Annotated in this window: 23 protein-coding genes; 16 read left to right on the top strand and 7 right to left on the bottom strand. The window is 71.0% G+C overall.

The genetic code is table 11. The annotated features are described in order from the left end of the window. Positions 1-21: 21 nt before the first annotated feature. A complete protein-coding gene (locus MRBLMI12_RS07645) occupies positions 22-933 on the bottom strand; it encodes a LysR family transcriptional regulator (protein ID WP_363355324.1) in 912 nt (303 codons plus the stop codon). Positions 934-1089: 156 nt separating this feature from the next. Between MRBLMI12_RS07645 and MRBLMI12_RS07640 the strand changes: the two genes are divergently transcribed. Together MRBLMI12_RS07640 and MRBLMI12_RS07635 are read left to right on the top strand one after the other, a co-directional pair. After that, a complete protein-coding gene (locus MRBLMI12_RS07640; RefSeq protein WP_363355322.1) occupies positions 1090-1635 on the top strand; it encodes a quercetin 2,3-dioxygenase in 546 nt (181 codons plus the stop codon). Positions 1636-1642: 7 nt separating this feature from the next. Next, entirely contained in the window at positions 1643-2431 is a 789-nt protein-coding gene (locus MRBLMI12_RS07635) for an alpha/beta hydrolase (RefSeq protein WP_363355320.1), read from the top strand. Positions 2432-2442: 11 nt separating this feature from the next. Here MRBLMI12_RS07635 and MRBLMI12_RS07630 read toward each other — a convergent pair whose 3' ends face one another. Both MRBLMI12_RS07630 and MRBLMI12_RS07625 read right to left on the bottom strand, forming a co-directional pair. Further along, on the bottom strand, positions 2443-3255 hold the full coding sequence (locus MRBLMI12_RS07630) for an IclR family transcriptional regulator (RefSeq protein WP_363355318.1): 813 nt from the start codon (positions 3253-3255) through the stop codon (positions 2443-2445). A 39-nt stretch (positions 3256-3294) separates the two neighbouring features. Further along, entirely contained in the window at positions 3295-3852 is a 558-nt protein-coding gene (locus MRBLMI12_RS07625; RefSeq protein ID WP_363355316.1) for a carboxymuconolactone decarboxylase family protein, read from the bottom strand. A 92-nt stretch (positions 3853-3944) separates the two neighbouring features. Here MRBLMI12_RS07625 and MRBLMI12_RS07620 point away from each other — a divergent pair, with 92 nt between their 5' ends. The 6 genes from MRBLMI12_RS07620 to MRBLMI12_RS07595 all read left to right on the top strand — a co-directional run bounded on the left by MRBLMI12_RS07620 (position 3945) and on the right by MRBLMI12_RS07595 (position 11239). After that, complete coding sequence (locus MRBLMI12_RS07620; protein ID WP_363355314.1) at positions 3945-4859, top strand: alpha/beta hydrolase fold domain-containing protein; 915 nt, start codon at positions 3945-3947, stop codon at positions 4857-4859. Next, positions 4856-5617, top strand: coding sequence for an SDR family NAD(P)-dependent oxidoreductase (locus MRBLMI12_RS07615; RefSeq protein WP_363355312.1), 762 nt, complete (start codon positions 4856-4858; stop codon positions 5615-5617). Before MRBLMI12_RS07620 ends, MRBLMI12_RS07615 begins: the two co-directional genes overlap by 4 nt. 49 nt (positions 5618-5666) lie before the next feature. Next, on the top strand, positions 5667-6452 hold the full coding sequence (locus tag MRBLMI12_RS07610) for an SDR family NAD(P)-dependent oxidoreductase (protein ID WP_363355310.1): 786 nt from the start codon (positions 5667-5669) through the stop codon (positions 6450-6452). A gap of 68 nt (positions 6453-6520) precedes the next feature. After that, positions 6521-7396 (top strand): fumarylacetoacetate hydrolase family protein, encoded by an 876-nt coding sequence (locus MRBLMI12_RS07605; RefSeq protein WP_363355308.1) that lies wholly within the window; start codon positions 6521-6523, stop codon positions 7394-7396. A gap of 10 nt (positions 7397-7406) precedes the next feature. Beyond that, positions 7407-8297, top strand: a complete 891-nt coding sequence (locus tag MRBLMI12_RS07600; protein ID WP_363355306.1) for a fumarylacetoacetate hydrolase family protein — start codon at positions 7407-7409, stop codon at positions 8295-8297. A 185-nt stretch (positions 8298-8482) separates the two neighbouring features. Next, a complete protein-coding gene (locus MRBLMI12_RS07595) occupies positions 8483-11239 on the top strand; it encodes a family 78 glycoside hydrolase catalytic domain (RefSeq protein WP_363355304.1) in 2757 nt (918 codons plus the stop codon). Positions 11240-11309: 70 nt separating this feature from the next. Here the strand turns inward: MRBLMI12_RS07595 and MRBLMI12_RS07590 are convergent, their stop codons facing one another. Further along, a complete protein-coding gene (locus MRBLMI12_RS07590; RefSeq protein WP_363355302.1) occupies positions 11310-12929 on the bottom strand; it encodes a peptide MFS transporter in 1620 nt (539 codons plus the stop codon). A gap of 115 nt (positions 12930-13044) precedes the next feature. Here MRBLMI12_RS07590 and MRBLMI12_RS07585 point away from each other — a divergent pair, with 115 nt between their 5' ends. Next, positions 13045-14298, top strand: a complete 1254-nt coding sequence (locus MRBLMI12_RS07585) for an FAD-dependent oxidoreductase (RefSeq protein ID WP_363355300.1) — start codon at positions 13045-13047, stop codon at positions 14296-14298. Positions 14299-14310: 12 nt separating this feature from the next. Here the strand turns inward: MRBLMI12_RS07585 and MRBLMI12_RS07580 are convergent, their stop codons facing one another. Next, positions 14311-15714, bottom strand: a complete 1404-nt coding sequence (locus MRBLMI12_RS07580) for an MFS transporter (protein WP_363355298.1) — start codon at positions 15712-15714, stop codon at positions 14311-14313. A 127-nt stretch (positions 15715-15841) separates the two neighbouring features. On the opposite strand from MRBLMI12_RS07580, the gene MRBLMI12_RS07575 reads away from it, so the two are divergent. Further along, positions 15842-16558 carry a GNAT family N-acetyltransferase gene (locus MRBLMI12_RS07575; RefSeq protein ID WP_363355296.1) on the top strand — a complete coding sequence of 239 codons (717 nt, stop codon included), beginning with the start codon at positions 15842-15844 and terminating at the stop codon, positions 16556-16558. Positions 16559-16726: 168 nt separating this feature from the next. Here MRBLMI12_RS07575 and MRBLMI12_RS07570 read toward each other — a convergent pair whose 3' ends face one another. Beyond that, positions 16727-16933 carry a hypothetical protein gene (locus tag MRBLMI12_RS07570; RefSeq protein WP_363355294.1) on the bottom strand — a complete coding sequence of 69 codons (207 nt, stop codon included), beginning with the start codon at positions 16931-16933 and terminating at the stop codon, positions 16727-16729. Between the two features lie 2 nt (positions 16934-16935). Continuing rightward, a complete protein-coding gene (locus tag MRBLMI12_RS07565; protein WP_363355292.1) occupies positions 16936-17742 on the bottom strand; it encodes an SDR family oxidoreductase in 807 nt (268 codons plus the stop codon). A gap of 154 nt (positions 17743-17896) precedes the next feature. On the opposite strand from MRBLMI12_RS07565, the gene MRBLMI12_RS07560 reads away from it, so the two are divergent. The 6 genes from MRBLMI12_RS07560 (at position 17897) to MRBLMI12_RS07535 (ending at position 24985) form a co-directional block, all read left to right on the top strand. Then, on the top strand, positions 17897-18817 hold the full coding sequence (locus MRBLMI12_RS07560; protein WP_363355290.1) for a cyclase family protein: 921 nt from the start codon (positions 17897-17899) through the stop codon (positions 18815-18817). 140 nt (positions 18818-18957) lie between these two features. Further along, the gene (locus tag MRBLMI12_RS07555; RefSeq protein ID WP_363355288.1) at positions 18958-19257 is read left to right on the top strand and encodes a hypothetical protein; all 300 of its coding nucleotides are present in this window, start codon (positions 18958-18960) and stop codon (positions 19255-19257) included. Positions 19258-19294: 37 nt separating this feature from the next. Next, positions 19295-20428, top strand: a complete 1134-nt coding sequence (gene menC, locus MRBLMI12_RS07550; protein ID WP_363355286.1) for an o-succinylbenzoate synthase — start codon at positions 19295-19297, stop codon at positions 20426-20428. A gap of 5 nt (positions 20429-20433) precedes the next feature. Then, positions 20434-21363 carry a hypothetical protein gene (locus MRBLMI12_RS07545; RefSeq protein WP_363355284.1) on the top strand — a complete coding sequence of 310 codons (930 nt, stop codon included), beginning with the start codon at positions 20434-20436 and terminating at the stop codon, positions 21361-21363. Between the two features lie 342 nt (positions 21364-21705). Further along, on the top strand, positions 21706-23541 hold the full coding sequence (locus tag MRBLMI12_RS07540) for a glycoside hydrolase family 15 protein (RefSeq protein WP_363355282.1): 1836 nt from the start codon (positions 21706-21708) through the stop codon (positions 23539-23541). An 82-nt stretch (positions 23542-23623) separates the two neighbouring features. After that, on the top strand, positions 23624-24985 hold the full coding sequence (locus MRBLMI12_RS07535) for an alpha-hydroxy-acid oxidizing protein (protein WP_363355280.1): 1362 nt from the start codon (positions 23624-23626) through the stop codon (positions 24983-24985). The last annotated feature ends 10 nt before the right edge of the window (positions 24986-24995 follow it).

Genomic DNA, 24995 nt, shown 5'->3' with positions numbered 1-24995 from the left:
GGCCTGCAGCCCGAGTGCCGGTCAGTGGAAGGTGGCGTCGACGAGCGGTGAGAGCGCCTGCGCGGTCTCGCGGAAGGTGTCGACCATGGGGTTGAGGCTGTCGGTGAGGCTGCAGAGCACGATCGTGGCCGGTTCGATGTCGTGGATCGGGATGAACGCCAGCTCCTCGCGCCGGTAGTGACGGCTGGCCGATTCGCCCGCGATGTTGACGCCGGCGCCCGCCGCGACGAGTTCGAGCAGGCCTTCGACGCTGTCGGCCGTCGGTCCACGTCGTGGGCGCGTGCCGTCCGGGCGAGGATCCACGATCCACCAGTCCACCACTTCGGGCACGCCCTTCGCGACGGAGACGAACACCTCGTCGCCCGTCTCCAGGATCGACAGCGACTCCCGCTGCGCCAGCGGGTGATCCGAACGGACCACGAGGACGCGTGCCTCGCGCCAGAGCGGCTCGGCGCGCACGCGCGGCGGCAGGTGCATCGGCCACGGGGCGAAGACCACGTCCACGCGTCCGCCCTCGAGATCCTCGGCGACGTCGAAGAACCCCAGGCGCCGCATCTCGATCCTCGCCTGCGGGATCGCCTGCATGGTCGCGGCGATGGCGGCGGTCGTGAGGGTGCCGGCGCCGGCCGCGACGACGCCCACCCGAAGCACCGGCGCGTCTCGATCCCGCTTCACCGAACGAGCCCAGCTGAGCAGCTGGTCGTGGTCGTCCTGCACGCGCCGGGCGAGGGGCAGGAGGTCCCGGCCGTAGGGTGTCAGCTCGACCTTGCGGGGGCTCCGGTCGAACAGCTTCACGCCGAGCTGCTGCTCGAGACGACTGATCTGCTGGCTGAGCGACGGCGGCGTGATGCTGAGGCGCTCCGCGGCCCGGCCGAAGTGCAGCTCCTCGGCGAGCACGCAGAAGTACCGGATCACGTGGATAGGCACATCCATGCTCGGATCTTAGCCTGTGGCTAACGCCGGGTAGGGATGTCGAACTTCCTTCCTCCCGGCATCCTGCTGAGACTGGAGAGGTCCGGAACACCCGATCGGAATGGCCCGACAGTTCCGGCTGCCTAACGGCACGCACTGCTTTACGAGGAGGTAAGCATGACTCTTTTCCCCGTCGACGACCCCGACAAGGTCGCCTTCACCGGTGTCCTGCCCGCGGGGCCACGTCCGTTCGTCCTCGGCGAGGGCCAGGGCGAGAAGTCCCTCGTCTTCGACCAGCTGTTCGAGATCCTGCTGTCGGGTGACGAGACCGACGACCAGTTCGGAGCGTGGACGATGAAGGCGCGTCAGGGCGACCGCATCCCCGCGCACGTCCACCTCAAGACCCACGAGTTCTTCTACGTCGTGGACGGCGAGATCTCGGTGTGGATGGACGACCAGGCCGGCTACCACTCCAAGACCACGCTGACGACCGGCGACTTCGCCTACGTCCCGGCGGGGATCGTCCACGCCTTCAAGATCGAGAACACCACGACCGTGTTCGGCGCGGGCAGCGCGGGCTTCGAGCGGTTCTTCCACGCCATCGGGCAGAAGACCGACGCGACCGAGCCGCAGGGCGTCTTCGTGCCCGACTTCTCGGTGATGCGCGCGGCGGGCGAGAAGTACGCGACGATCTTCATGCCCGAGTTCCGGTTCCGCGACTGACCGCGCCATGTCCACGATCCTCGAGATCGACTTCGCCCAGCCGCCCGGGTTCCGTCCGCTGTCGCTCGATCTGCGGACTCCCTCGGCCGCGGACGCCGCCCCCGTCGTCGTGTTCCTGCACGGCGGCGGGTGGCTCCGCGGCAGCCGCAAGGTGTTCACGCCCGGGATCGGGGCCGCCGAGTCGTTCGACCGGATCGTGGCCGCGGGCTTCGCGGTGGCCTCGTGCGAGTACCGGCTGAGCGGCGAGGCGCTGTTCCCGGCGCAGCTGGACGACGTGGCGGCGGCGCTGGCCTGGCTTCACGCGCACGGGGCGGAGCACGGCGTCGACGCCTCCCGCCTCGTGCTGTGGGGCGTGTCGGCAGGCGCGACGCTGGCCGCGCTCACGGGGCTCGGCCGCGACGACGTGCGCGGAGTCGTGGACTGGTTCGGCCCGACGGACCTGATCGCCCTGGCGCAGCACGACACCGGCGAGCCGCCGGCCGAGACGCGGGAGGCCCGCTGGCTGGGCGCTCCGGCGACGGAGATCCCGGATGCCGCACTCCGGGCGAGTCCGATCGCCCACGTGCATGCCGGGTCGCCGCCGTTCCACATCGCCCACGGGACCGACGACGAGCACGTGCCGTTCGCGCAGAGCGCGTCGTTCGCGCGAGCGCTGCGCGCCGCCGGTGTCGACGTCGAGTTCCACCCCGTCGACGGCGGCCGGCACTTCTGGCAGGGGCTCGACGACACCGGTCCGGTGTTCGACCGGGCCATCGAGTTCGCCGCGCGCGTCACGGCGCGCGTGCAGCCGGGGTGAGGGCGGTGCGCTCAGGTCGCGCGCAGCAGCCGCGAGATCTCGTCGGCGGTCGCGCGCAGACGGGTCAGCAGCGGGCCGCGCAGCGACGCGAGGTCGTGGCGCGACGCGGCGACGGCGATGTTGATGGCAGCAGCGGGTTTCGCGTCGCGCCCGAACACGGGCACCGAGACCGAGCGCAGGCCGGCCGCGACCTCCTCGTCCTGCAGCGCGTAGCCCTGCTCGCGGATCACGGCGAGGCGCTCGCGCAGCTGGTCGAGCGAGGCCGCGGCGTTGGGTCCGGCATCCGCTCCGAAATCGTGGCCAGCCAGCGTCGCCGCGAGCTCGGCGTCGCTGAGGTAGGCGAGCAGCAGCTTGCCCATCGACGTGTACGCGGCGGGCAGCGTCGAGCCCACCTGGATGTTCGCGGTGACGAGATCGGAGTTGCGCAGTCGCGCGAGGTACAGCACCTGGTCGCCGACGAGCACGCCGAGGTTCACGGTCTCGCCGGACTCCTCGGCGAGGTGGCGCAGCGGCTGCTCGCTGAGCTGGACGAGGCTGGATCCGCGCAGCGCCGCGGATCCGAGAAGGAGCACGGCGACGCCGGGACGGATGCTGCCGTCGGGCAGGCGCTCGAGATAGCCGCCCTCTTCGAGCGTCGCGACGACGCGGAAGGCGGTCGGCATGGGGATGCCCGTGCGATCGCAGATCTCGCGCAGCTTGAGCGAGGTCACCGACTCGTCGAACAGTCGCAGGACGTCGAGGCCTTTCGCGAGGGCCTCGATGCGGTAGCGACTGTGGGCCTTGTCGCCGTCCCCGGTGGCGGGCGACTCGTCCGGTGCTTTCATCGTGTGAAACCGTATCTTCTGGTCAGGGCTGCTGCAATGTCACGGGCGCACGCGGAAGACGCGCAGCTGCAGCGCGAGCGTGGCGTAGTAGCCGACGAGCACCGTCAGCTCGAACACGACCTCGGGGCCGAGGGCGACGGATGCCGCGTGCCAGGCATCGTCGTCGAGGTCTCCCTCGAGCAGCTGCTGGGCGGCAGCCGCCACGGCGGCCTCGTCGCCGGCGAACGACGTCGTGTCGCCGGCGCGCAGAGCGGCGAGTTCGGAGGACGTGAGCCCCGCCGCGGTCCCGACGGCCTCGTGTGCCTCTCGCTCGAACTCGCTGTCCCACCGTGCGGCGACGAGCAGGATCGCGATCTCCCGGGCGCGGGAGCTGAGCGCACCGCGGTACCGGATCGCCGCGCCGACGTCCTGCAGCGCGCCGCCGAGCTCGGGCGCCAGGAGGAAGGCGTTGAAGGGACCGCGCAGCGAGCCGTCGGCGCGCGTCAGCGCGAAGTGCTGCGGGCCCTGGGCGCGCGGCCCGCCGGTGATGGCGTCGTACAGGTCGCGCTGCGCGCCGGCAAGGGCGTCGGGTGGGAACGGGGGCAGGCGCTCGGTCATCGGGCTCCTTCATTTGACGGACCGCTCGGATCAGCATACATTCGGTAGACGAAACTCACTTTCATTCAATGAACTCACCTGAGAGAAGTGTCATGGCCGACACCCTTCCCGTCACGGACGTCGAACTCACCGCGGCGGAGCACGACTTCCGCCTGCGCGTCTATCCCGCTCCGCAGCCCGACGGCACCGTGCTCGTCTGGCTCCACGGCGGCGCCTTCATGTTCGGCGACATCGACATGCCCGAGGCCGACGAGACGGCGAGGCAGCTCGCCCGCCGCGGTACGACCGTCGTCTCGCTGGACTACACGCTCGCGCCGACCGATGCGATCGCGGCGCTGCCCGCGCCCGAACCGGTCGAGGGGATGCCGTCCCCCGAAGAGCTCATCGCGTCGTTCGGTGGCGACCGGGCACGGGCGCCGTATCCGGTCGCGTCGCTCCAGGCCGTCGCCGCGTTCGAATGGGCGCGCGCTCATGCGGCGGAGTTCGGCGGGCGGGCGGATGCCGTGGCCATCGGCGGTGCGAGCGCCGGAGGCAATCTCGCAGCCGGCGCGGCACTGCGGCTGCGCGACCGGGGCGGCGCGGGTCTGCTGGCGCAGGTGCTCGTGTACCCGGTGCTGCACGCGGTGCTCCCCGAGGCGGACGACGAGCTTGCGGCGATCCTCGCGCAGCAGCCGCCCGCGCTGCGGTTCCCGCCGGAGGCGACGCGCGCGATCAACGCGAACTACCTCGGCGGCGCGTCGCCCGACGAGCTCTACGCGTTCCCCGGCGGGCACGATGTGCGCGGAGCGGCGCCGGCGCTCATCGTGGCCAGCGAGGGCGACGAGCTGCGACCGTCGGCCGAGGCGTACGTCGGGGATCTCGCCCGCAGCGGCGTCGACGTCGAGTACGTCAAGGAGCGCGGCGCGATCCACGGATACCTGAACGTGGTCGGCGACGTCACCGCCGCACGCACCGCCGACCGCATCTCGCGCTTCCTGAACGAGCGCGCCGCCGGGGCGAACGCATGAACCACGACTGGCTCGGGCTCGCCGGATCGCGCGTGCTCGTCGCGGGAGCCGGCGGCATCGGCGGGGCGTGTGCGCTCGCGTATGCGGGTGCCGGGGCATCCGTCGCCGTCGTCGACCGGGATCAGCCCGCGCTCGACGCGATCGGCGCGGAGCTCGCGGCGACCGGCCCGCGGTTCGAGCTGATCCAGGCGGATCTCACCGAGCACGGCGCGGGGGAGCGCGTGGTGGCCGACGTCGTCGAACGGCTCGGTGGGCTCGATGTGCTGCTGCACGCCGTCGGGGTCAACGACCGCCGCCCGATCCTCGAGTTCACCGAGGACGAGTGGGACCACATCCTCCGCGTGAACCTCTCGTCGCTGTTCGGGCTCGCCCAGGCCGCGGGGCGGCACATGGTCGGCCAGGGGCACGGTCGCGTGCTCGCGCTGTCGAGCGTCTCGGGGCTCCTCGCGCACCACTCGCACGGTCCGTACGCCGCGTCCAAGGGCGGCATCAACCAGCTGCTGCGCGTCATGGCGCGCGAGTGGGCGTCGGCGGGCGTCACCGTCAACGCGCTCGCCCCCGGCTACATCGAGACGCCGCTCACCGCGGGTCACCTGTCCAAGCCCGGCAAGCGCGAGGAGCTGGAGAGCCTCGTCCCCGCCGGCCGGCTCGGCACGCCGGACGAGCTCACCGGCCCGGCGCTCTTCCTGTCCTCACGTCATGCCGGATTCGTCACCGGCCATGTCATGTACATCGACGGCGGGCGCACGCTCGTCTGACAACTGCCGGTCCCCGAGCACATCGAGGGACGGAACGAAGGAGACACCAATGACCGACCCGCAGATCTTTCCGCGCTTCGCCGGCAAGACCGTGCTCGTCACCGGCGCCGGCACCGGCTTCGGCGCCGAGATCGCCGTCCGCGCCGCACAGGAGGGCGCGAAGGTCGCCGTGCACTACCGCTCGTCGAAGGCGGGGGCCGAGGCGACGCTGCAGCGTATCCGCGAGGCGGGCAGCGACGGCATCCTCGTCCGGGCCGACATCGGCTCGTGGGACCAGATCAAGCGCATGGCCGACGAGGTGTGGGCGGCCTTCGGGACTCTCGACGTCCTCGTGAACAATGTCGGCGACGTCTCGAGCGAGCAGATGAACTGGGACGAGCTCACGCAGGAGGCCCTCGACGCGGTCATCGACATCGACGTCAAGGGGACGCTCCTCATGACCCACGAGTTCGGCGAGCGGATGCTGCACCAGGGGCACGGCAACATCGTCCAGGTCGGCTCGACCGTGATCGTGCGGGGCTCGGCGCGCGCACCGCAGTACGCGGCCGCGAAGTACGCGATCCTCGGCATCACGAAGTCCTACGCCAAGGCGTTCGCCCCCGCGGTGCGCGTCAACACCTTCGCGCCGGGATTCATGGAGACCGAGCGGCTGCTGAACCGCGAGGACTGGAAGAACGGCCGCCGCGAGGTGCTGCTCTCGCAGACGCCGATGGGCGTCATCCCGCCGCCCGAGTTCGTCACCGGCGCCTGCCTGTGGCTCGCGACCGACGAGGCAGCCCATCTGACCGGCGGCTACATGCTCGCCGACGGCGGATTCAACATGGTCGGCGCCTGAGCCCGGACCGCTCGGTCGTTGAGCGAGCGCCAGCGAGACGAAACGCAAGAACCAAGGAGACAAGAACAATGAAGCTCATCACCTTCGACGGCGGCCGCGTGGGCCGTCTGGAACTCGAGGAGGGCGTCGTCATCGAGCTCGACGTGCCCTCGACCCGCGAGTACTTCGAGCGTGGCGGCAACGTCACTGAGACCGGCGAGCGTCTCGCCTTCGCCGACATGAAGCTCGAGGCCCCCATCCGCCCCAAGAAGTTCTTCCACACGGCGGGCAACTTCGCCGACCACCACAACGAGCTGACCGCCGTGGACTGGTCGCACCCTGTGCACAAGGGCATCGTGTTCTTCCAGAACGTCGACGCGATCATCGGCCCGGACGACGACATCGTGTACCCCGATCACCTGACCAAGGAGATGGACTACGAGCTCGAGCTGGCGATCGTGATCGGCAAGTCCGGCAAGTTCTTCGGCCCCGACGAGGCCGACGACTACATCGCGGGCTTCACGGTGTTCAACGACATCTCCGCGCGCGACATCCAGCGCAAGGAGATGGAGTCCGGCGTCTTCTCGTTCTCGAAGGCCATCGACACGTTCTGCCCCATCGGCCCGTGGATCGTCACGCGCGACGAGGTGCCCGACATGCACGAGCTGCCGATGCAGCTGCGGGTGAACGGCGAGGTGCGTCAGCAGGGCAACACCAACCAGACCCGCATCAAGTTCCCGCACCTGGTGGCTTACCACTCGCCGCAGACCTACACCGCGGGCGACCTCATCACGACCGGCACCATCTCGGGCGTCGCCGCCGTGCAGCCGAATCCGTTCGACTTCTACCTCAAGCCCGGTGACGAGATCGAGGCCGAGATCACCGGCATCGGCACTCTCCGCAACCGGGTGATCAGCTGGGAGGACCGCTACGGCGAGCCCGCGCCGCAGCGGGTCGACTGGTGAGGGTCGTCCGGTGAAGATCGCGAACCTCGCCGGCCGTGCCGTCATCGTCGTCCCTTCGACGAGCTCAGGGCGAGTGGCCGCGATCGACGTCGCCACGGCATCCGGGGGACGCTTCGGCCCCGATCCCCAGGCGCTGTTCGACGACTGGCCGGCGTTCGTCGAGTGGGCGGCGTCGACGGTGACGGCGGATGCTGGGGCCCCGGCATCCGTCTTCTTCGACGAAGCCGCGCTCGGCGCGCCCGTGCCGCGCCCGCGGCAGGTGTTCGCGATCGGCCTGAACTACGCCGAGCACGCCGCCGAGGCGGGTTACCCGCCGGACGCGCTGCCTGTCACCTTCACCAAGTTCCCGTCGTCGATCGTGGGGCAGGATGCCGCGGTCGAACTGCCCGAGGGCAACGTGGACTGGGAGGTCGAGCTCGTCGTCGTGATCGGGCGCGAGGCCCACAAGGTCGATCGCGAGAGCGCCTGGGATCACGTCGCCGGGCTGACCATCGGCCAGGATCTCTCGGAGCGCATCACCCAGCTGCAGGGTTCGGCGCCGCAGTTCAGTCTCGGCAAGTCGTTCCCCGGCTTCGGGCCGACCGGGCCGTGGCTGGTGACCCCCGACGAGTTCGCCGAGCGCGACGACCTCGCCATCTCGTGCCGCCTGTCGGACGAGACGATGCAGTCCTCTCGGACGTCGATGATGCTCTACGACGTGCCCGAGCTGCTCGTGCGGATCTCGGCCGTCTGCCCCCTGCTGCCCGGCGACATCATCTTCTCGGGCACGCCGGCCGGCATCGGCAACCGCCGCACGCCGCCGCGGTTCCTCACGCCCGACGACGTGCTGGTGAGCGAGATCGAAGGCATCGGCACGCTCACCACGCGGTTCAGTGCCTCGGGAATCCGGTCGCTGAGCTGAGCCCCCGGTCGTTGAGCGAGCGAGGAACGAGCGAGATGAAACGCCTCGATCGCACGAACGACCTCGTGTACTGCGTTTCGTCTCGGTCGCTGGCGCTCCCTCGCTCAACGACCGGAGCTGGTCGAAGCGCCCCCCACCGCCCGGTCGCTGAGCCTGCCGAGGAGCCCGACATCATGCGAGGAACCATGACCCCGTACGACCTGCGCGTCGAGTACCTCCACGCGCCGATCGGCGTCGGTGCCCGCGAGCCCCGATTCTCGTGGCTCGTCGACCACGTCCAGGACGCCTTCGAGCTGGAGGTGTCCACCGGCGGACGCGTCATCTGGGCGAGCGGTCCGGTGAACGGCCCGAACGGCGGACTCGTCGCCTACGCGGGGGAGCGGCTCGCCTCGAACAGCGCCTGCCGATGGCGGGTGCGCAGCAGGTCGTCCGAGGGTGAGTGGTCGGAGTGGGCGGCGTCGACGTTCGAGATGTCGCTCCTGGATCCCGCTGACTGGTCGGCGGCATGGGTCGAACCCGCGCAGCAGCAGGCCGTCGTCGAACGGTGGAGCATCGTGGACTGGGTCCGAGGGCTCGGCCCCGAGGCGCCGCCCGAGGAGCGGCTGCGGCCGCCGCAGCTGCTGCGGCAGCGGTTCGAGGTCGGCCCCGGCGTGGTGCGTGCGCGGCTGTTCGCCACGGCTCGCGGCGTGTACTCAGCGTTCGTCAACGGCTGCGCTGCCGACGATCAGGTGCTCGCGCCGGGCTTCGACAGCTACGAGCACCGCATCTCGTTCTCGTCGTCCGATGTGACGGCGGCCCTGACCGAGGGCGACAACGTGCTCGGCATTGCGCTGGCCGACGGCTGGTGGGCCGGCCGCATCGGTCTCACCGGCTCGAGCGCGCAGTTCGGTTCCCGCACGTCGGCGATCTGGCAGCTGCACATCGACTATGCCGATGGTACGACGCAGGTCGTGGCATCCGGCTCCGACGTGCGCGGCGCGACCGGGCCCTGGGCGTACGCCGACCTGTTCGTCGGCGAGCGGTTCGACCGCCGCGCCGAGCCGGTGGGATGGCGCAGTCCGGGATTCGACGACGGCGGATGGATGCCGGTGGCAGAGGCCGGCGCCGACCACCGGCTTCTCGTGCCCTTCCGCGGCGAGCCCAGTCGCCGCGTGCTCGAGGTGGCGCCCGTCGCACTGGTCGAGACCGCGGACGGCACGATCGTGGACTTCGGTCAGGTGCTGGTCGGACGGCTGCGGGTGCGGCTGCGCGACACGGCGCCCGGGCAGGAGATCGTGCTCGAGCACACCGAGACGCTCGCCGCCGACGGCTCCTGGTTCGCGAACATCGTCGGCATCAACAAGGAGCAGACCGATGTCTACGTCGCCGCGGGCGGCCTCGGCGAAGGCGGTCGAGAGGGCACCGAAGAGTGGGAGCCGGAGTTCACGTTCCACGGCTTCCGGTACGCGAGGATCAGCGGACTGGCGTCCACGCTCGTCGCCGAGGACGTCGTCGCCGTGGTGCTGGCCAGCGATCTGGAGCAGACCGGCTCCTTCGCGTCATCCGATCTCCGCCTGAACCGCCTGCACGAGAACGTGGTGTGGAGTCAGCGCGGCAACTTCCTCTCGGTGCCCACCGACTGCCCGCAGCGGGAACGGGCCGGGTGGACCGGAGACATCCAGGCATTCGTCGGCACCGCGACCGACAACGCGCAGGTCGTTCCGTTCCTCTCGCGCTGGCTCGACAACCTGCGCGCCGATCAGTTGCCCGACGGGCGGATCCCGATCTTCTCGCCGCGCTCGCCGTTCGACGCGGAGGCGGCGGCCGCGGCGCAGGGCATCGGCTCGATCGTCGTCGCGGCCGGCTGGAGCGACGCCATCGCGATCGTGCCGTGGACCCTCTATGAGCGCACCGGCGACCGCCGCGTGCTCGAGGAGAACTACGACGCGATGCTGCGGTGGATCGAGTTCCAGCGCACGACCGCCGCGGCGGAGCTGCCCGAGTCGCTCGCCGGCACCGATCTGGCGGACGAGCGCCGGCGCGCGCAGTCGCTGCTCTACAACACCGGCCTGCATTTCGGCGACTGGCTGACCCCGAGCACGATGGAAGGCCGCCCGACGCACGAGGCCATCGGCATCGCCCCCGCGCTCACGAGCGAGTACCTCGCGCCGATGTTCCAGGCGCGGACGCTGACGCTCGCCGCGCAGGTGGCGGCGGTTCTCGGGCGGGACGCCGATGCCGCAGCCTGCGCCGCGCGGGCGGCCGAGGTGCGCGCGGCCTTCGCCGCCGAGTACGTCGATGTCGACGGCGACCTCCCGGTGCGTCTGCAGGGGGTGTACGTCCTCGCGCTCGCCTTCGACATGGTCCCGCCCGAGCTGCGTGCCCGTACGGCGGCGCGGCTCGTGGAGCTCATCCGCGAGCGGGGGAACCGGCTCGACACCGGGTTCCTCTCCACGCCGTACCTGCTCGACGTGCTGTGCGACAACGGCTACTCCGACGTCGCACGCGCGCTGCTGTGGCAGTCCGAGATGCCGTCGTGGCTCTACGAGGTCGACCGCGGCGCGACGACGATCTGGGAGGCGTGGGATGCGATCTCGCCGGACGGCGAGATCCGGCCCATGTCTTTCAACCACTACGCGCCGGGCAGCGTCGACGACTGGCTGTACCGCCGGGTCGCCGGCATCCGCTCCACCTCGCCCGGCTTCCGCACCGCGGTGGTCGAGCCCGAATTCGATGCGGGCGTCGACGCGGTGCGCGCCCATGTCGGCACGCCGTTCGGGCGGCTGGGCGTGGAGTGGACGCGCTCGGCGGGCGCGGGGGTGGCACGCGGAGGGATCGTGGTCACCGTCACCGTCACCGTCGACGTGCCGTTCGGGGTGGCAGCGCATCTCGTCGTCGGCGGTCACATAGTCGCGCTCGAGTCGGGGCGCAGCACCCACGTGATCGGGCTCGGCGGACGGTGACACCGCCGGCGGTCGCCCATCCGACGACGCGAGCGGATCGCGGTGCGACAGATATGAACCGCGCCGAGCCTCAGCGCACGCCGCGCATCAGCTTCAGCACGGGCCTCACCGAGGCGAGCAGCGCGAGGCCCAGGAGGATCGCGATGACGCCGAGGATCGTGAAGTACGGCACCTCGTTCGTCGGGTCGTAGAACTGCGCGAGCCAGCCGGCGATCGCGGTGCCGAGAGCGACCGACAGGAAGTAGAGCGCCACCATCTGCGTGTGGAAACGCTCGGGGGCGAGCTTGGTCGTCACCGACAGGCCCGGGGGAGAGATGAACAGCTCGGCGATCGTGAACACGAGCAGGATCAGCACGATGGCCAGCAGCGGCGTGGAGTTGGGGGCGCCGTTCGCCCACGGGAGGAACAGCAGGAACGCGATACCCATGATCATCGCGCCGAGGGAGAACTTCACCGGCGCCGACGGTGCCCTGTTCCCCAGCTTCGTCCAGATCGCGGCGAACACCCCGGACAGGATGATCACGAAGATCGGGTTGATGGAGTTCACCCACGACACTGGCATCTCCCAGCCGAAGATCGAGCGATTGAGACGCTGGTCGGAGTAGATCGTCAGGACGGTGAACTGCTGCTGGTACAGCGACCAGAACCCCACGTTGACGATGAACAGCGGGATGAACCCGATCACGCGCGACCGCTCGTCGCCGCTGATGTGGCGCGACGCGATGATGACGCAGAAATACGCGATCGCCGCTGCGAGCGTGACGAGGATCACGACGCCCGCGAGGTTGTCGGCGCGGATGACGCCGGTGAGCACGAGCACGACGAGGACCAGCAGACCGGCGATGCCGATGCCGATCGCCATGCCCCTGCGGTTCGCGGGGAGCGGATTCGCGACGACGCGCGACGAGGCCGGCAGCTGCTTGCGCCCGAACGAGTACTGGATGAGGCCGATCGCCATGCCGACCGCGGCGGCCGCGAAGCCCCAGTGGAAGCCCACGTTGCTCTGCAGGAACCCCGTGACGATGGGCCCCAGGAACGCGCCGAGATTTATGCCGAGGTAGAACAGCGAGAAGCCGGCGTCGCGTCGCGGGTCCTTGGGGGAGTACAGCGTCCCGACCACGGCGGTGGCGTTGGCCTTGAGTCCGCCCGAGCCGATCGCGACCAGGACCAGCCCGACGCCGAGGCCCCACACGTTCGGAAGCACGGCGAGGGCGATGTGACCGGCCATGATGACCCACGCGCTGAAGAACAGCACGCGCTCCGAGCCCAGCAGGCGGTCGGCGACCCACGCGCCGAGGATCGTCGACAGGTAGACGGTGCCGCCGTACGCGCCCACGATGCCGGTGGCCGTCGCCTCGGGGATGCCGAGCCCGCCCTCCGCGACGGAGTAGTACATGTAGATGAGCAGGATGCCCTGCATGCCGTAGAAGCTGAACCGCTCCCACATCTCCACGCCGAAGATGTGCGCGAGCGACCACGGCTGACCGAAGAACCTCGTGTCGTGGTCTGCGCCGTCCTCCGTGCCTGTGGTGCCGGCGGCGTCGGTCCCGCTCGCGGCAGCCACCGTGCCGGTCCTCGTCGCATCGGCCGCGGCGGTCGCGCCGTCGGGTGGGCCGACCGGAACCTGTTCGGGCTTGCGCTCGCCCCGCGCCGGCTCGTCACCCTGAAAGCCCTGATCCCGCCCGCTCATCGTCTGCTCCCGTCGCCCCCGGTTTGACCGTCAGGCTAGCGATGGCGCACGCACGGGCGAAAGCCCCCGACCCGCGACCCCTAGTCTGAGCGCAGACTCAGAGGACGGCGCAGACATGCGGATCGGCATCATCGGCGGGGGTGCAGCCGGTCTCGCGACCGCGTGGCTGCTGGAGCAGGATCACGACGTCACGCTCTTCGAGAAGGACGATCGGCTCGGCGGTCACGCGCACACCGTCGACATCGACGTCGGGGGCCGGCCGCTCAGCGTCGATGCCGGGTTCCAATTCTTCGCCCGCAGCGCGGCGTATACCACCTTCAACCGCCTGCTCGACGCCCTCGATGTGCCCCGCACGACCTACCCGGCGACCCTCACCGTCTCTCGCGCCGACGGCACCCGGCCGGTCGTGATGCCGCCCTTCCGGCGAGGCCGCCCGGTCTGGTCGTCGCTCACTCCGCGCGCGATCATGCACCTCCTGCGGTTCCGTGCGTTCCTGTCCGGCATCCCCGCGTTCCTCGCTCAGCACGACACCATGCTGACGATCGCGGAGTACGTCGAGCGCAAGCATCTGCCAAGGTCGTTCGTCGATGATTTCCTGTTCCCGCTGCTGCTCGCGTTCTGGTGCGTCGACCTCGCCGACTTCCGCCGCTTCGCCGCCTACAACGCGCTGTACTATCTGGGCGCCAATCTCCCGCGGGGACTGCGGCCGCCCGATCAGAGCGAGATCCCCGGCGGACTCCGCGTCTATATCGACGCCCTGGTCCGCTCACTCGCGCGGGTGGACCTGCGCACCGGCGCGGCCGTCGAGTCGGTCGCACGGGATGCCGACGGCTCGCTGCTCGTCGGCGCGGCCGGCGTGCGGCATCCGTTCGACCATCTCGTCCTGGCGTGCGATGCGCGCCAGGCGCACGACCTGCTCGTGCCCCTCCCCGAGCTCGCGGACATGACGCAGCAGCTCTCGAGGTTCGGCTTCTTCGACACGACGATCGCGATCCACGGGGACCGGCGGCTCATGCCGCGCGACGAGGCCGCGTGGTCGGTCGTGAACGTGCGTGCGGATGACGCGCACAGCTCGCTGTCGATCTGGAGCCCCGCGCGCGGCATCCCGGTCTTCAAGAGCTGGGTGACCTACGACGCCGAGCTGCCGCAGCCCCTTTACGCCACCGCGACCTACCGGCACGGCCTGATCGACACGGCGTACTTCGACGCGCAGCGGCGGCTGCGGCCCCTGCAGGCGCGACACGGCGTCTCGCTCGCCGGGCTCTACACCGCGGATGCCGATTCCCACGAGAGCGCGATCCTGTCGGCCGTCGCCGTCGCCGAGCGTCTGGCCCCGGACTCGCCGCGTCTCGCCCTGCTGCGAGGGTGACTCCGGGCCGGCTCACTCGCGGAGGGACGGATGCCGCTCCTCGGGCGCGTGATGACGCGGGATGAACAATGCCACCACGAGGGCGACGATCGCGGCGGCCCCGCCGAGGATCAGCGACAGCGTGAAGCCGGTCGTCGTCGGGACCGGTACCCCCTCGAAGTCGACGGTGTACGTGGCGAGCACCGCGCCGATCACCGCGGCCGCGGTGCTGGTGCCGAGCGACCGGAACAGCGCGTTGAGACCGTTCGACGCGCCGGTCTCGCTCTGCGGCACGGAGCGCATGATGAGCATCGGCATCGAGGCGTACCCGAAGCCGATGCCGGCGCCGATGAGGATGTTCGCGACGAGGATGTGCCACACCTCGGAGGAGAACAGCAGCGTGAACCCGTACGCGGCGATCAGTGAGAGCGCGCCGAGCAGCAGCAGGAGCTTGGGACCGGTGCGGAACGCGATGCGACCGGCGATCGGCGAGAGCAGCATCATGACGATCCCCGAAGGCATGACGATCAGGCTCGCGACCAGCAGCGACAGCCCGAACCCGGCGCCGGTCGCGACCGGCAGCTCGAGCATCTGCGGGTACACGACGTTCGAGGCGAAGAGCGAGAACCCCATCGCCACCGAGGCGATGTTCGTGAGCAGCACGGCGGGCCGGGCGGCGACCCGCAGGTCGAGCAGCGGCTCGTCGATGCGCAGCTCGAACCATCCCCACAGCAGCAGCACGACGAGACCGCCGAGTCCGCACACCAGCACCGCCGGCGATCCCCAGCCCCATTCGTTGCCACGCGAGATCGCCAGCAGGATGCCGATGAGCCCGACGGCGAGTCCGGCGGCGCCGACATAGTCGAACCGGCCGGCGGTGCGCAGGACGCTCACCGGCACGATCCAGAGGACGAGGGCGAACACGACGACGCCGAGACCTGCGGCCATCCAGAACAGCAGATGCCAGTCGCTGCGCTCGGTGATCAGCGCGCTGATCGGCAGGCCGAGCGCGCCGCCGACGCCGAGCGTCGCGCTCATGAAGGCGATCGCGGAGTCGACACGGTCCTCGTGCAGCACGTCGCGCATGATCGAGATGCCGAGCGGCACGACGCCGACGATGGCGCCCTGGAGCGTGCGCCCCACGATGATCCCGACGATGCCCGGCGACAGCGCCGCGACGACGGAGCCCGCGACCATCACCGCGACGAGCACGAGCACGATGCGGCGCTTGCCGTACATGTCGCCGAGGCGCCCCGAGATCGGGGTGATCACGGCCGCGGCGAGCAGCGTCGAGGTGACGACCCACGCGGTGTCCTCGCGGCTGGAGTTCAGCAGCTCCGGCAGCTTCGACTGGATGGGCACCATGAGGGTGAACATGAACGACGAGCACAGGCCCGCGACCGCCAGCACGGCGACGATGGCGCCCTGACGCGGCATCCGGGTGAGTCTTCTTCTCGCGTCCTCGTCACCCGTTCCCATCACTTCAGGCTATCGGCGCTGCAGGTACGCGGGCTCCGCGGGTGCGCGCTGACGGCACGCGGCTCCGCGGGTGCAGACTGGGCACATGGCCGAGACCGCGACGCCGCCCGGCATCGACATCCGTCCGCTCGACACCGTCGAGGAGGTCCACCGCGCCTCCGACGTGCTCGCCGAGGTGTGGGGCGGCGACCGCGGGGGCATGCCGCCGAACCTGCTGCGCGCCCTCGCGCACTCCGGCAATTACGCGGTCGGCCTGTACGACGGCGATCTCATGGTGGGGGCGTCCGTCGCGTTCTTCGCGGCTCCGGCGGCGCGCTCGATGCACAGCCACATCACCGGCGTGCTGCCCGGCCACCAGTCGCAGGGTCTCGGCCGGGTGCTCAAGCAGCACCAGCGCGAGTGGGCGCTCGCGCGCGACGTCGGTCACATCACGTGGACGTTCGACCCGCTGGTCGCCCGCAATGCCCACTTCAACCTGCGGGTGCTCGGCACGCGGGTCACCGAGTACCTCGTGAACCACTACGGACCCATGGACGACGGGGTCAATCGCGGCGACGCGACCGACCGCATCATGGTGTCGTGGGCGCTTGCCGCGCCGCCGGTGCCCACCCCCGACGACGAGCAGGTGGTCGCGTCGGTCGAGATCCCTCACGACATCGAGACCCTGCGCCGCGAGACACCGGTGGATGCCGCGGTCTGGCGCTCGCACGTGCGGGATCAGCTCGTCGGCCACCTCGCCGACGGCCTCGTGATCGGCGGCTTCGACGACGCGCGCGGCTACCTGCTCGTCCCTGGTCGTTGAGTGAGCGAGCGCGGCCCCCGATCCCCGGTCGTTGAGCGAGCGCGGACCTCGATCCCCGGTCGTTGAGCGAGCGCGGACCCCGATCCCCGGTCGTTGAGCGAGCGAGCGCCAGCGAGCGAGACGAAACGCGTCGAGCACGCCGAAGACGTTTCGTCTCGCTTCGCTCGCTCAACGACCGGGTGGCTCCTTCGTGGGGTCTCCCGGTCGCACGTCGGCGTCGTCGCGGATGTCGATCCGCGTGATGCCGTCGTGGTGCGTCACGTCGATCCGCGGGTCGGCGTCGGACTCGACGGCATCCGGGGCGGACGTGAGCTGGTCACGCCGCTTCTCGTCGTCGGTCATGCCGGTGGAGTCGGTCTCGTCGTGGTCGTTCATGGTCATCCTCTCCGCCACTCGTCGCTCTTCAGATGCGAGCCGGCCTGCGGGCCCATCTGCAGCATCCCGCCGTCGACGGTCCAGCTCGCCCCGGTCACGTAGCTCGCCTGCGGCGAGGCGAGGAACGCCACCACCGCCGCGATCTCCTCGGGCCTTCCCGGCCGACCCAGCGGGATGCCGGGGCGACGGGTGCGCTCGGCGTTCTCGGGATCCTGGTTCGTGAGCGGCGTCGCGATCTCACCCGGAGCCACCGCGTTGACGGTGATCGCGTGCTCGCCGAGCTCCTGGGCCATCGTTTCGATGAGGCCGCCGAGGCCGTGCTTGGCGGCGACGTACGCCGCCGATCCGACCCGCGGCTGCGTCTCGTGCACGCTCGTGATCGCCACCAGGCGACCGCCGCGACCGCCGCGTACCAGGTGGAGAGCGGCAGCCTGAAGGCCGGCGAAGGCGCCGTCGAGGTTGAGGGCGACGATCTGACGCCAGTCCTCGATCGAGAGGTCCAGGAACGGACCGCCCGAGCCGCCGCCGGCGTTGTTGACGAACACGTCGAGCCCACCGAGGCGCTCGACGAGGCCGTCGATCGTGCCGGCGACATCGTCGAGGGCGGTCGCGTCGAACCGCGTCACCTCGGCCCGGCGCCCGCGTTCGCGCACGCCGTCGGCCGTGCGCTCGGCGCCCTCCTCGTCGCTGTGCCACGTGATGCCGACGTCCAGTCCGGCATCCGCGAGTGCCAGTGCGGTCGCCTGCCCGATGCCCGAGTCCGAGGCGGTCACGATCGCGTGCCGCGGCGCGAAGTCGAAGGTGTCCATGTGCCCGACGCTACGAGGCGGGATCCGCTCGGGGCACGGGGTTGCGTGCTCCGAGCGGCCACGCTAGACGCGCGTACCGGTTCGGCCGAAATCCGACGGACGATGGCGGTTCCGGCCAGCGGTCGCCGGATGCCGCGACCCTAGGCTGATCCGCATGCCCGAGTACCGCGCGCACTTCGACTTCGACATCAGCTTCGCCAACGGCGGGGGTCTCGCCGGCACGGGGTTCCGGCTCGACCTGCCGACCGCCGAGGCCACGGAGGATGAGATCGCGCGCCTGCTGGTCGCGCATCTCGGGCTCGCGCTCGTGGACGAGGTGTCGCTGCGCGGACTGCGCGTCGTCGAGGAGCCGCATCGCGGCAGCCGCGGCGTGGAGCAGGCGGTGGATGCCGCGGCCTCTGCCGGCCGCGTCGTCGACCTCAGCCACCCGATCCGCGCCGGGCTGGTGACCTACCCCGGGCTGCCCGCGCCGACCATCACGCCGCACCTCACCCGCGAGGACTCGCGCGCCCGCTACGCGCCCGGAACCGAGTTCGCGATGGACGTCATCCACATGATCGGCAACACCGGCACCTACCTCGACTCGCCGTTCCATCGGTACGCCGACGGCAGCGACCTGGCGGGCCTCGACCTGGCGTCGCTGGTCGGCCTCCGCGCGGAGGTCTTCCACCTCGAGGACGCGTGGGACGGCTCACGGCGCGGCATCCGTTCGGCCACGCTCGCCGATCGCGATGTGCGCGGCGCCGCCGTGCTGCTGCACACCGGATGGGACCGCTGGTTCGGTCGCCCGGAGTACGGCGTCGGCGCGCCGTTCCTGACGGGCGAGGCCGCGCAGTGGCTCATCGACGCCGGTGCGGTGCTGGTGGGGATCGACTCGCTCAACATCGACGACACCGAGTCGGGCGGCGAGCGGCCCGCGCACAGCCTGCTGCTCGATGCGGGCGTGCATGTCGTCGAGCACCTCACGAACCTCGGCGAGCTGCCACCGCGCGGCGCGCGTTTCACGGCGGCGCCGCCCGCCGTCGAGGGCTTCGGCACGTTCCCCGTGCGCGCCTTCGCCGAGATCCCCGCCTGACGCGGCGCGGCAGAGGCGGCGACGGCGTCCGTCCCCCCACCGCAGTCCGGGATCGCCGCGGGACAGTCCCTACCGAACATGGAGTCCGCCGGGGGGCTGCCACCGATTCAGATGTCGGAACCTGCGCCTACCGTGAGGTCATGGACGCGTTCGAGGGAGGGGTTGTCGACGGCGTGGGAGCGGCGCCGGTCGTCGACGACCTTGTAGCCGCGACCAGGCACGCGTTGTATCAGCGGCACCCTCGCCATCTCTTCTTCTTCGAACGAGGAGAGATCATGCGCGAGCACATCGAGACCCTGATCGTCGCCCTAGGCGACTTGGTGCGGAACCCACCACAGCACGCCGCCCCCGCAGAACCACGCAGCCGCCGCCCGCGGCGTGCACGGTCGACGTACGTCGCGGTACGTCGCGAGATCGCTACCACGCGCCTCGCCCACTGACCCGCCTCCTGACGGCGGCCGGGCGTACGCTGAGCGCATGCCCATCGCCCGGCCGGCGGCATCCGTCGCCCTCGAAGGATTCGAGCTGCGGGTGCTGCACCTGCCGCTCGTCGCCCCGTTCACGACGTCGTTCGGCACCGAGACCGTGCGAGAGGTCATCCTGGTCCGCGCGCTGACCGGCGACGGCGACGGCTGGGGCGAGATCGTCACGCAGGCCGACCCGCTGTACTCCAGCGAGTACACGCAGGGCGCGTGGGATGTCGCGCTGCGCTTCCTCGTGCCCGCGCTGCTGGATCGGGGGAGTGCGGCGCCGGAGGAGGTCGCGGGTGCGCTCGAGCCGTTCAAGGGCCACCGCATGGCGAAGGCCGGGCTCGAGCTCGCGGTGCTCGACGCCGCGCTGCGATCCGAGGGGCGCAGCTTCGGCGAGTACGTCGGCGCTGTGCGCGACCGCGTTCCCAGCGGAGTGTCCGTCGGCATCCAGCGCGACCCCGCGGCCCTCGTCGACACCGTGCGCGGCTACCTCGACGAGGGGTACGTCCGGATCAAGATCAAGATCAAGCCCGGCCGCGACGTCGGCGACACGGCCGCGGTGCGCGACGCCTTCGGCACGATCCCGCTGCAGGTGGACGCGAACTCGGCCTACACCCTGGCGGATGCCGACATCCTGGCCGAGCTCGACCGCTTCGACCTGCTGCTGATCGAGCAGCCGCTGCAGGAGGACGACCTCGTCGACCATGCCACGCTCGCCCGGCGGCTGCGCACCCCGGTCTGCCTGGACGAGTCCATCGTCTCGGACAAGGCGGCTGCCGACGCGCTCGCGCTGGGCTCGGCATCCGTCGTCAACATCAAGGCCGGGCGCGTCGGCGGATACCTCGAAGCCGTGCGGATCCACGACCGATGCCTCGCCGCGGGCGTGCCGGTGTGGTGCGGCGGCATGCTCGAGACCGGCATCGGCCGCGCGGCGAACGCCGCGCTCGCCGCCCTGCCGGGCTTCACGCTGCCCGGAGACGTCTCGGCGTCGAGCCGGTTCTACACGCGCGACATCGTGACCGAGCCGGCGGTGCTCGAGGACGGCCATGTGCGCGTGCCGACGGGTCACGGCCTCGGCGTCGAGATCGACCAGGTGGCGCTCGACGAGGTCACCGTCGCGCGCGAGACGCTGACGCGGTAGGTCTCGTGCGGACGTCGCCTGCCCACCGTTCCCGCCATGGGTCGCTGTCGGTGCAGGCCGGGATCGCGGCGGCTGCGGCGATCGCCGTTGCGCTGGGGCTCGTCGGCTGCTCGCCCTCGCCGACCGTCGCGACCACCGCGGCGCCCGTCCCCACACTGCCGGCCGGGGTGACCGTCGAGCTCGCGCAGCTGCGGGCCGACGTCGCACCGAGGCAGGCCCAGCTGCGGGTGAGGAACGGGTCCGACGCCGCCATCACGGTGGGGGAGGTGCGCGTCGAAGATCAGCGACTCGACGGCCCGGCGACGCGTGTCGTGCCCGACCGCGTGAGCACGATCCCGGCGGGAGGCTCCGTCGACATCCGCGTGCAGCTGCCGCCGGTGGCCTGTTCGACGCCGGATGACGGCGATTCCGACGCGGTGCTCGAGCTCGTGGGCGAGTCCGGGTCGGCCGAGGTGACGGCATCCGCTCCGGATGCGCTGGGCTTCCTCGCGCCGCTGCACGCCCGCGAATGCCTGCAGGAGCGGATGGCGGATGCCGCGACGCTGGCATTCACCGGCTTCCGGCCGTCGGCTCCCGGGGAGCCTGCGACCCTCGAGCTGACGGTGACTCCCACCGGCACCGGTGCGGGCACCGTCGTCGGGCTGGAGCGCACGAATCTGCTGGACTTCGCCGGCACGCCCGCGGAGGACGAGGTGTTCCCCCTCGACATCGACGTGTCAGCGGCGGCGGCGGAAGTGGAGCCCGTGGTGGTGGAGATCCCGCTCGTTCCGTTCCGCTGCGACCCCCACGCGGTGCAGGAGGACAAGCGCGGCACCATCTTCGACGTCCGGATCGAGCTCCAGGGGGAGCCCGGCGAGTTCGAGCTCTTCGTGGGCGACGAGCTGCGCGGCCGGATCCTCACCTGGGTCGCCGGCTGGTGCGGCTTCGCCGGCTGAGCGCACGCTTCGGTGGCTGTGTGGGTGGCGGGGGAGCCCCCGGTCGTTGAGCGAGGGAGCGCCAGCGACCGAGACGAAACGCGCCTGGAGGTGCCGCCGCGTCTCGCTGGCGCTCGCTCCGCGACCGGTGGCTGTGTGGGTGGCGGGGAGCCCCGGTCGTTGAGCGAGGGAGCGCCAGCGACCGAGACGAAACGCGCCTGGAGGTCCCGTTTCGTCTCGCTGGCACTCGCTCCGCTGCCGGCTGGACGCGCGCCACTAGGCTGGCGCCATGTCCGCGCACGTGCTCGACATCGTGCCGGCGCCACCGACGGCGGACGGCGGGCACGAGCAGGGGGCGGACCGATGAGCGAGTATCCCGACATCTCGGACCACGGGCTGATCGGCGACCTGCAGACCGCCGCGCTCGTCGACACCGAGGGGTCGATCGACTGGTTCTGCGCGCCGCGGTTCGACTCGCCGAGCGTGTTCGGGTCGCTCCTGGACGCGCAGCGCGGCGGCTTCTGCCGCGTGCGCCCCGAGACCGACGACTACGTGACGCGGCAGCTGTATCTTCCTGACACGGCCATCCTGCTCACTCGGTTCATGACTCAGGAGGGCGTCGGCGAGGTCCTCGACTTCATGCCGATCGCGGGCGACGAACCGACCGACCGGCACCGCATCGCCCGTCTCATCCGCGTCGTCCGGGGTTCCATGACGTTCGTCGGCGAGATCAGGCCGGCGTTCACGTACGGGACCGTCGCCCACACCGGCGTCGAACCGGCGCTCGGCGACGGTGTGCTGTTCCGGGGCGGGGATCAGGCGCTCACTGTGCACCGCGTCGGCGAGATCATCCGCCGCGGCGAGCAGCAGGCGGGCACGATCGAACTGATCGAAGGCGGCCTGCGCGTCCACGGCACGCTGCACGCCGGCGAGCGCACCGGCGTGCTCATCGAGACGGGCGGCGCTGCGCCGCGTCGCGTCTCGATCGATGAGCTCGAGCGGATGTACCTCGAGACCCAGCGGTTCTGGCGGGACTGGGTGGGACGCTCGACGTACCGGGGCCGCTGGCGCGAGATGGTGCACCGATCGGCCATCACGCTGAAGCTCCTCACCTACGCGCCCTCCGGCGCCCTGGTCGCCGCTCCCACGGCGGGCCTGCCCGAGCAGGTCGGGGGCGAGCGCAACTGGGATTACCGCTACACCTGGATCCGTGACGCATCGTTCTCGGTGCAGGCACTGCTCGGCCTGGGTTACCGCGACGAGGCGGAGGCCTTCGTGCAGTGGCTCACCGACCGGGTGCAGGAGAGCGCCGGCGACGAGTCCGGCCCGCTCAAGATCATGTACCGCGTCGACGGATCGTCCGATCTCGCAGAGACGACACTGCCGGACTGGCGCGGCTACCGCGACTCGTCGCCGGTGCGCATCGGCAACGGTGCGGCCGACCAGCTGCAGCTCGACATCTACGGCGAGGCGATGGACTCCATCCGGCTCGCCGCCGAGCACGGCTTCCAGCTCAGTGACGGGGAATGGTCCGACGTCAGCCGCATGCTCGACTGGGTCTGCGACAACTGGGATCGGCCCGAGGAGGGGGTCTGGGAGACCCGCGGGGGACGGAAGAAGTTCACCTTCGGGCGCTTCATGTGCTGGGTGGCGCTGGACCGAGGCATCCGTCTCGCCGAATCCGGCGGCCGACCGGCCGACATCGTGCGATGGCGCGGCCAGCGCGATGAGGTCTACCGGAAGCTCATGGCCACGTCGTGGGATGCCGATCGCGGCGCCTTCGTGCAGCACGAGGGGAGCGACGTGCTGGACTCCGCGAACCTCATCATGCCGGTCATGGGTGTCGTCTCACCGCGCGACCCGAAGTGGCTCTCGACGCTCGAGGCGATGGAGGCGGAGCTCGTGTCGGACAGCCTCGTGTACCGCTACAACCCGGCCGCGTCGCCCGACGGGCTGCGCGGCTCGGAGGGCACCTTCACGCTCTGCTCGTTCTGGTACGTCGACGCGCTCACGCGCACGGGACGCACCGAGGAAGCACGCCTGACGTTCGAGAAGATGCTCACGTATGCCAACCACCTGGGGCTCTACGCCGAGGAGATCGGGCTGACCGGTGAGCAGCTCGGCAACTTCCCCCAGGCGTTCAGTCACCTGTCGCTCATCAACGCGGCCGTGAACCTGGACCGGCTGCTCGATCACTAGCATCGACGGATGCCGCGATACGTGGCATCCGCACCTTCGTGCATCCCCGGAGCCCGCGGAGGACCGTGGTTAGGCTGGCGCCATGGCTCACAGTGGCGCCGCTCCCGAAGACCCCGCCGCGGCATCCCGCGGCATCTCGCGCCGGACCCAGTCCGACATCTATCGCGCCGGCATCAGCGGCACCCGCCCGCGCGTCCCCGTCGACGTCGCGAGGCTCGAGACGGCCGCACGCAAGGCGCTCAGCGCCGAGGCCTTCGCGTACATCGCCGGGGGAGCGGGCGCCGAGCGCACCGTCGCCGCCAACCGCGCCGCGTTCGGCCGATGGCAGGTGTGGCCGAGACCGCTGCGCGACGTGTCGTCGCGCGACCTGTCGATCGACTTCCTCGGCGTGCGCCATCCGACGCCGCTCCTGCTCGCCCCGCTCGGCGTGATGGAGATGGCGCACCCCGACGCCGACCTCGCGGTCGCGCGGGCCGCGGCATCCCTCGGCGTCCCGTACACCCTCTCGAACCAGGCATCCGTCCCCATGGAGGCGGTGCGGGATGCCGCGCCGAGCGGATCGCACCTGTTCCAGCTCTACTGGTCGGCCTCCGACGAGCTGAACGCATCGCTGCTGCGGCGGGCCGAGGCATCCGGCTGCGAAGCGATCGTGGTGACGCTCGACACCCACCTGCTGGGCTGGCGCACCCGGGATCTCGACCTCGCGTACCTGCCGTTCACGCGCGCCATGGGCATCGCGCAGTACACGAGCGACCCCGTCTTCCAGCAGCTCGTGCGCGAGCGGTCGCGCGCGTCGGCGGCGTCGTCCGCCGGGGGAGCGTATGCCGCGGCCGAGCCCGCGCCGCCGGTGCGGCTGACGCCCCAGGCGGTCGCCGCCGGCGTGCGCATCGCCCGCAAGGGCGCGGCGCTGACGGGCTCGAAGAGCGTCCGCGAGAACCTGCGCTCACCGCTGCCGCGCGCCGCGGTCGAGACCTTCCTCGACGTGTTCTCGACGCCCGCGCTCACGTGGGACGACCTCGCCAAGGTACGGCAGTGGACGTCGCTGCCCGTCATCCTCAAGGGCGTCGTGCACCCCGACGACGCGATCCGCGCCCTCGACGCGGGCATGGACGGCATCTGGATCTCGAACCACGGCGGGCGGCAGATCGACCAGTCCGTGCCGACGCTCGACGTGCTGCCGACCATCGCCGAGCGGGTGGCGGGCCGCGCGCCGATCATCTTCGACTCGGGCGTGCGACAGGGCTCCGACGTCTTCATCGCGCTCGCGCTGGGTGCGACCGCCGTCGCGCTCGGCCGGCCGTACGCGTACGGCCTCGGAATCGCCGGCGAGGCGGGGGTGCGCGAGGCGACGCGCAACGTGCTGGCCGAGTTCGACATCACGCTGGGGCTGTCGGGGCACACCTCGATCGCCGAGGTCGGGCGCGAGGCGCTGCGCGCGATCTAGAGCCCGTCCG

This window comes from Microbacterium sp. LMI12-1-1.1, assembly GCF_040676455.1.
Classification (GTDB): domain Bacteria; phylum Actinomycetota; class Actinomycetes; order Actinomycetales; family Microbacteriaceae; genus Microbacterium.
Note: the sequence above shows the minus strand (reverse complement) of the source record. Positions and strands in the feature narration are given on the sequence as shown.

Excerpts from the sequence above, each read along its gene's own strand:
- MRBLMI12_RS07560 (WP_363355290.1), top strand. The coding sequence starts at position 17,897 with ATGCCCGAGTACCGCGCGCACTTCGACTTCGACATCAGCTTCGCCAAC.
- MRBLMI12_RS07595 (WP_363355304.1), top strand. The coding sequence starts at position 8,483 with ATGACCCCGTACGACCTGCGCGTCGAGTACCTCCACGCGCCGATCGGC.
- MRBLMI12_RS07640 (WP_363355322.1), top strand. The coding sequence starts at position 1,090 with ATGACTCTTTTCCCCGTCGACGACCCCGACAAGGTCGCCTTCACCGGT.
- MRBLMI12_RS07630 (WP_363355318.1), bottom strand. The coding sequence starts at position 3,255 with ATGAAAGCACCGGACGAGTCGCCCGCCACCGGGGACGGCGACAAGGCC.
- MRBLMI12_RS07535 (WP_363355280.1), top strand. The coding sequence starts at position 23,624 with ATGGCTCACAGTGGCGCCGCTCCCGAAGACCCCGCCGCGGCATCCCGC.
- MRBLMI12_RS07635 (WP_363355320.1), top strand. The coding sequence starts at position 1,643 with ATGTCCACGATCCTCGAGATCGACTTCGCCCAGCCGCCCGGGTTCCGT.
- MRBLMI12_RS07555 (WP_363355288.1), top strand. The coding sequence starts at position 18,958 with ATGGACGCGTTCGAGGGAGGGGTTGTCGACGGCGTGGGAGCGGCGCCG.
- MRBLMI12_RS07585 (WP_363355300.1), top strand. The coding sequence starts at position 13,045 with ATGCGGATCGGCATCATCGGCGGGGGTGCAGCCGGTCTCGCGACCGCG.
- MRBLMI12_RS07615 (WP_363355312.1), top strand. The coding sequence starts at position 4,856 with ATGAACCACGACTGGCTCGGGCTCGCCGGATCGCGCGTGCTCGTCGCG.
- menC (WP_363355286.1), top strand. The coding sequence starts at position 19,295 with ATGCCCATCGCCCGGCCGGCGGCATCCGTCGCCCTCGAAGGATTCGAG.
- MRBLMI12_RS07610 (WP_363355310.1), top strand. The coding sequence starts at position 5,667 with ATGACCGACCCGCAGATCTTTCCGCGCTTCGCCGGCAAGACCGTGCTC.
- MRBLMI12_RS07620 (WP_363355314.1), top strand. The coding sequence starts at position 3,945 with ATGGCCGACACCCTTCCCGTCACGGACGTCGAACTCACCGCGGCGGAG.
- MRBLMI12_RS07575 (WP_363355296.1), top strand. The coding sequence starts at position 15,842 with ATGGCCGAGACCGCGACGCCGCCCGGCATCGACATCCGTCCGCTCGAC.
- MRBLMI12_RS07645 (WP_363355324.1), bottom strand. The coding sequence starts at position 933 with ATGGATGTGCCTATCCACGTGATCCGGTACTTCTGCGTGCTCGCCGAG.
- MRBLMI12_RS07605 (WP_363355308.1), top strand. The coding sequence starts at position 6,521 with ATGAAGCTCATCACCTTCGACGGCGGCCGCGTGGGCCGTCTGGAACTC.
- MRBLMI12_RS07590 (WP_363355302.1), bottom strand. The coding sequence starts at position 12,929 with ATGAGCGGGCGGGATCAGGGCTTTCAGGGTGACGAGCCGGCGCGGGGC.
- MRBLMI12_RS07565 (WP_363355292.1), bottom strand. The coding sequence starts at position 17,742 with ATGGACACCTTCGACTTCGCGCCGCGGCACGCGATCGTGACCGCCTCG.
- MRBLMI12_RS07580 (WP_363355298.1), bottom strand. The coding sequence starts at position 15,714 with ATGCCGCGTCAGGGCGCCATCGTCGCCGTGCTGGCGGTCGCGGGCCTG.
- MRBLMI12_RS07625 (WP_363355316.1), bottom strand. The coding sequence starts at position 3,852 with ATGACCGAGCGCCTGCCCCCGTTCCCACCCGACGCCCTTGCCGGCGCG.
- MRBLMI12_RS07570 (WP_363355294.1), bottom strand. The coding sequence starts at position 16,933 with ATGAACGACCACGACGAGACCGACTCCACCGGCATGACCGACGACGAG.
- MRBLMI12_RS07540 (WP_363355282.1), top strand. The coding sequence starts at position 21,706 with ATGAGCGAGTATCCCGACATCTCGGACCACGGGCTGATCGGCGACCTG.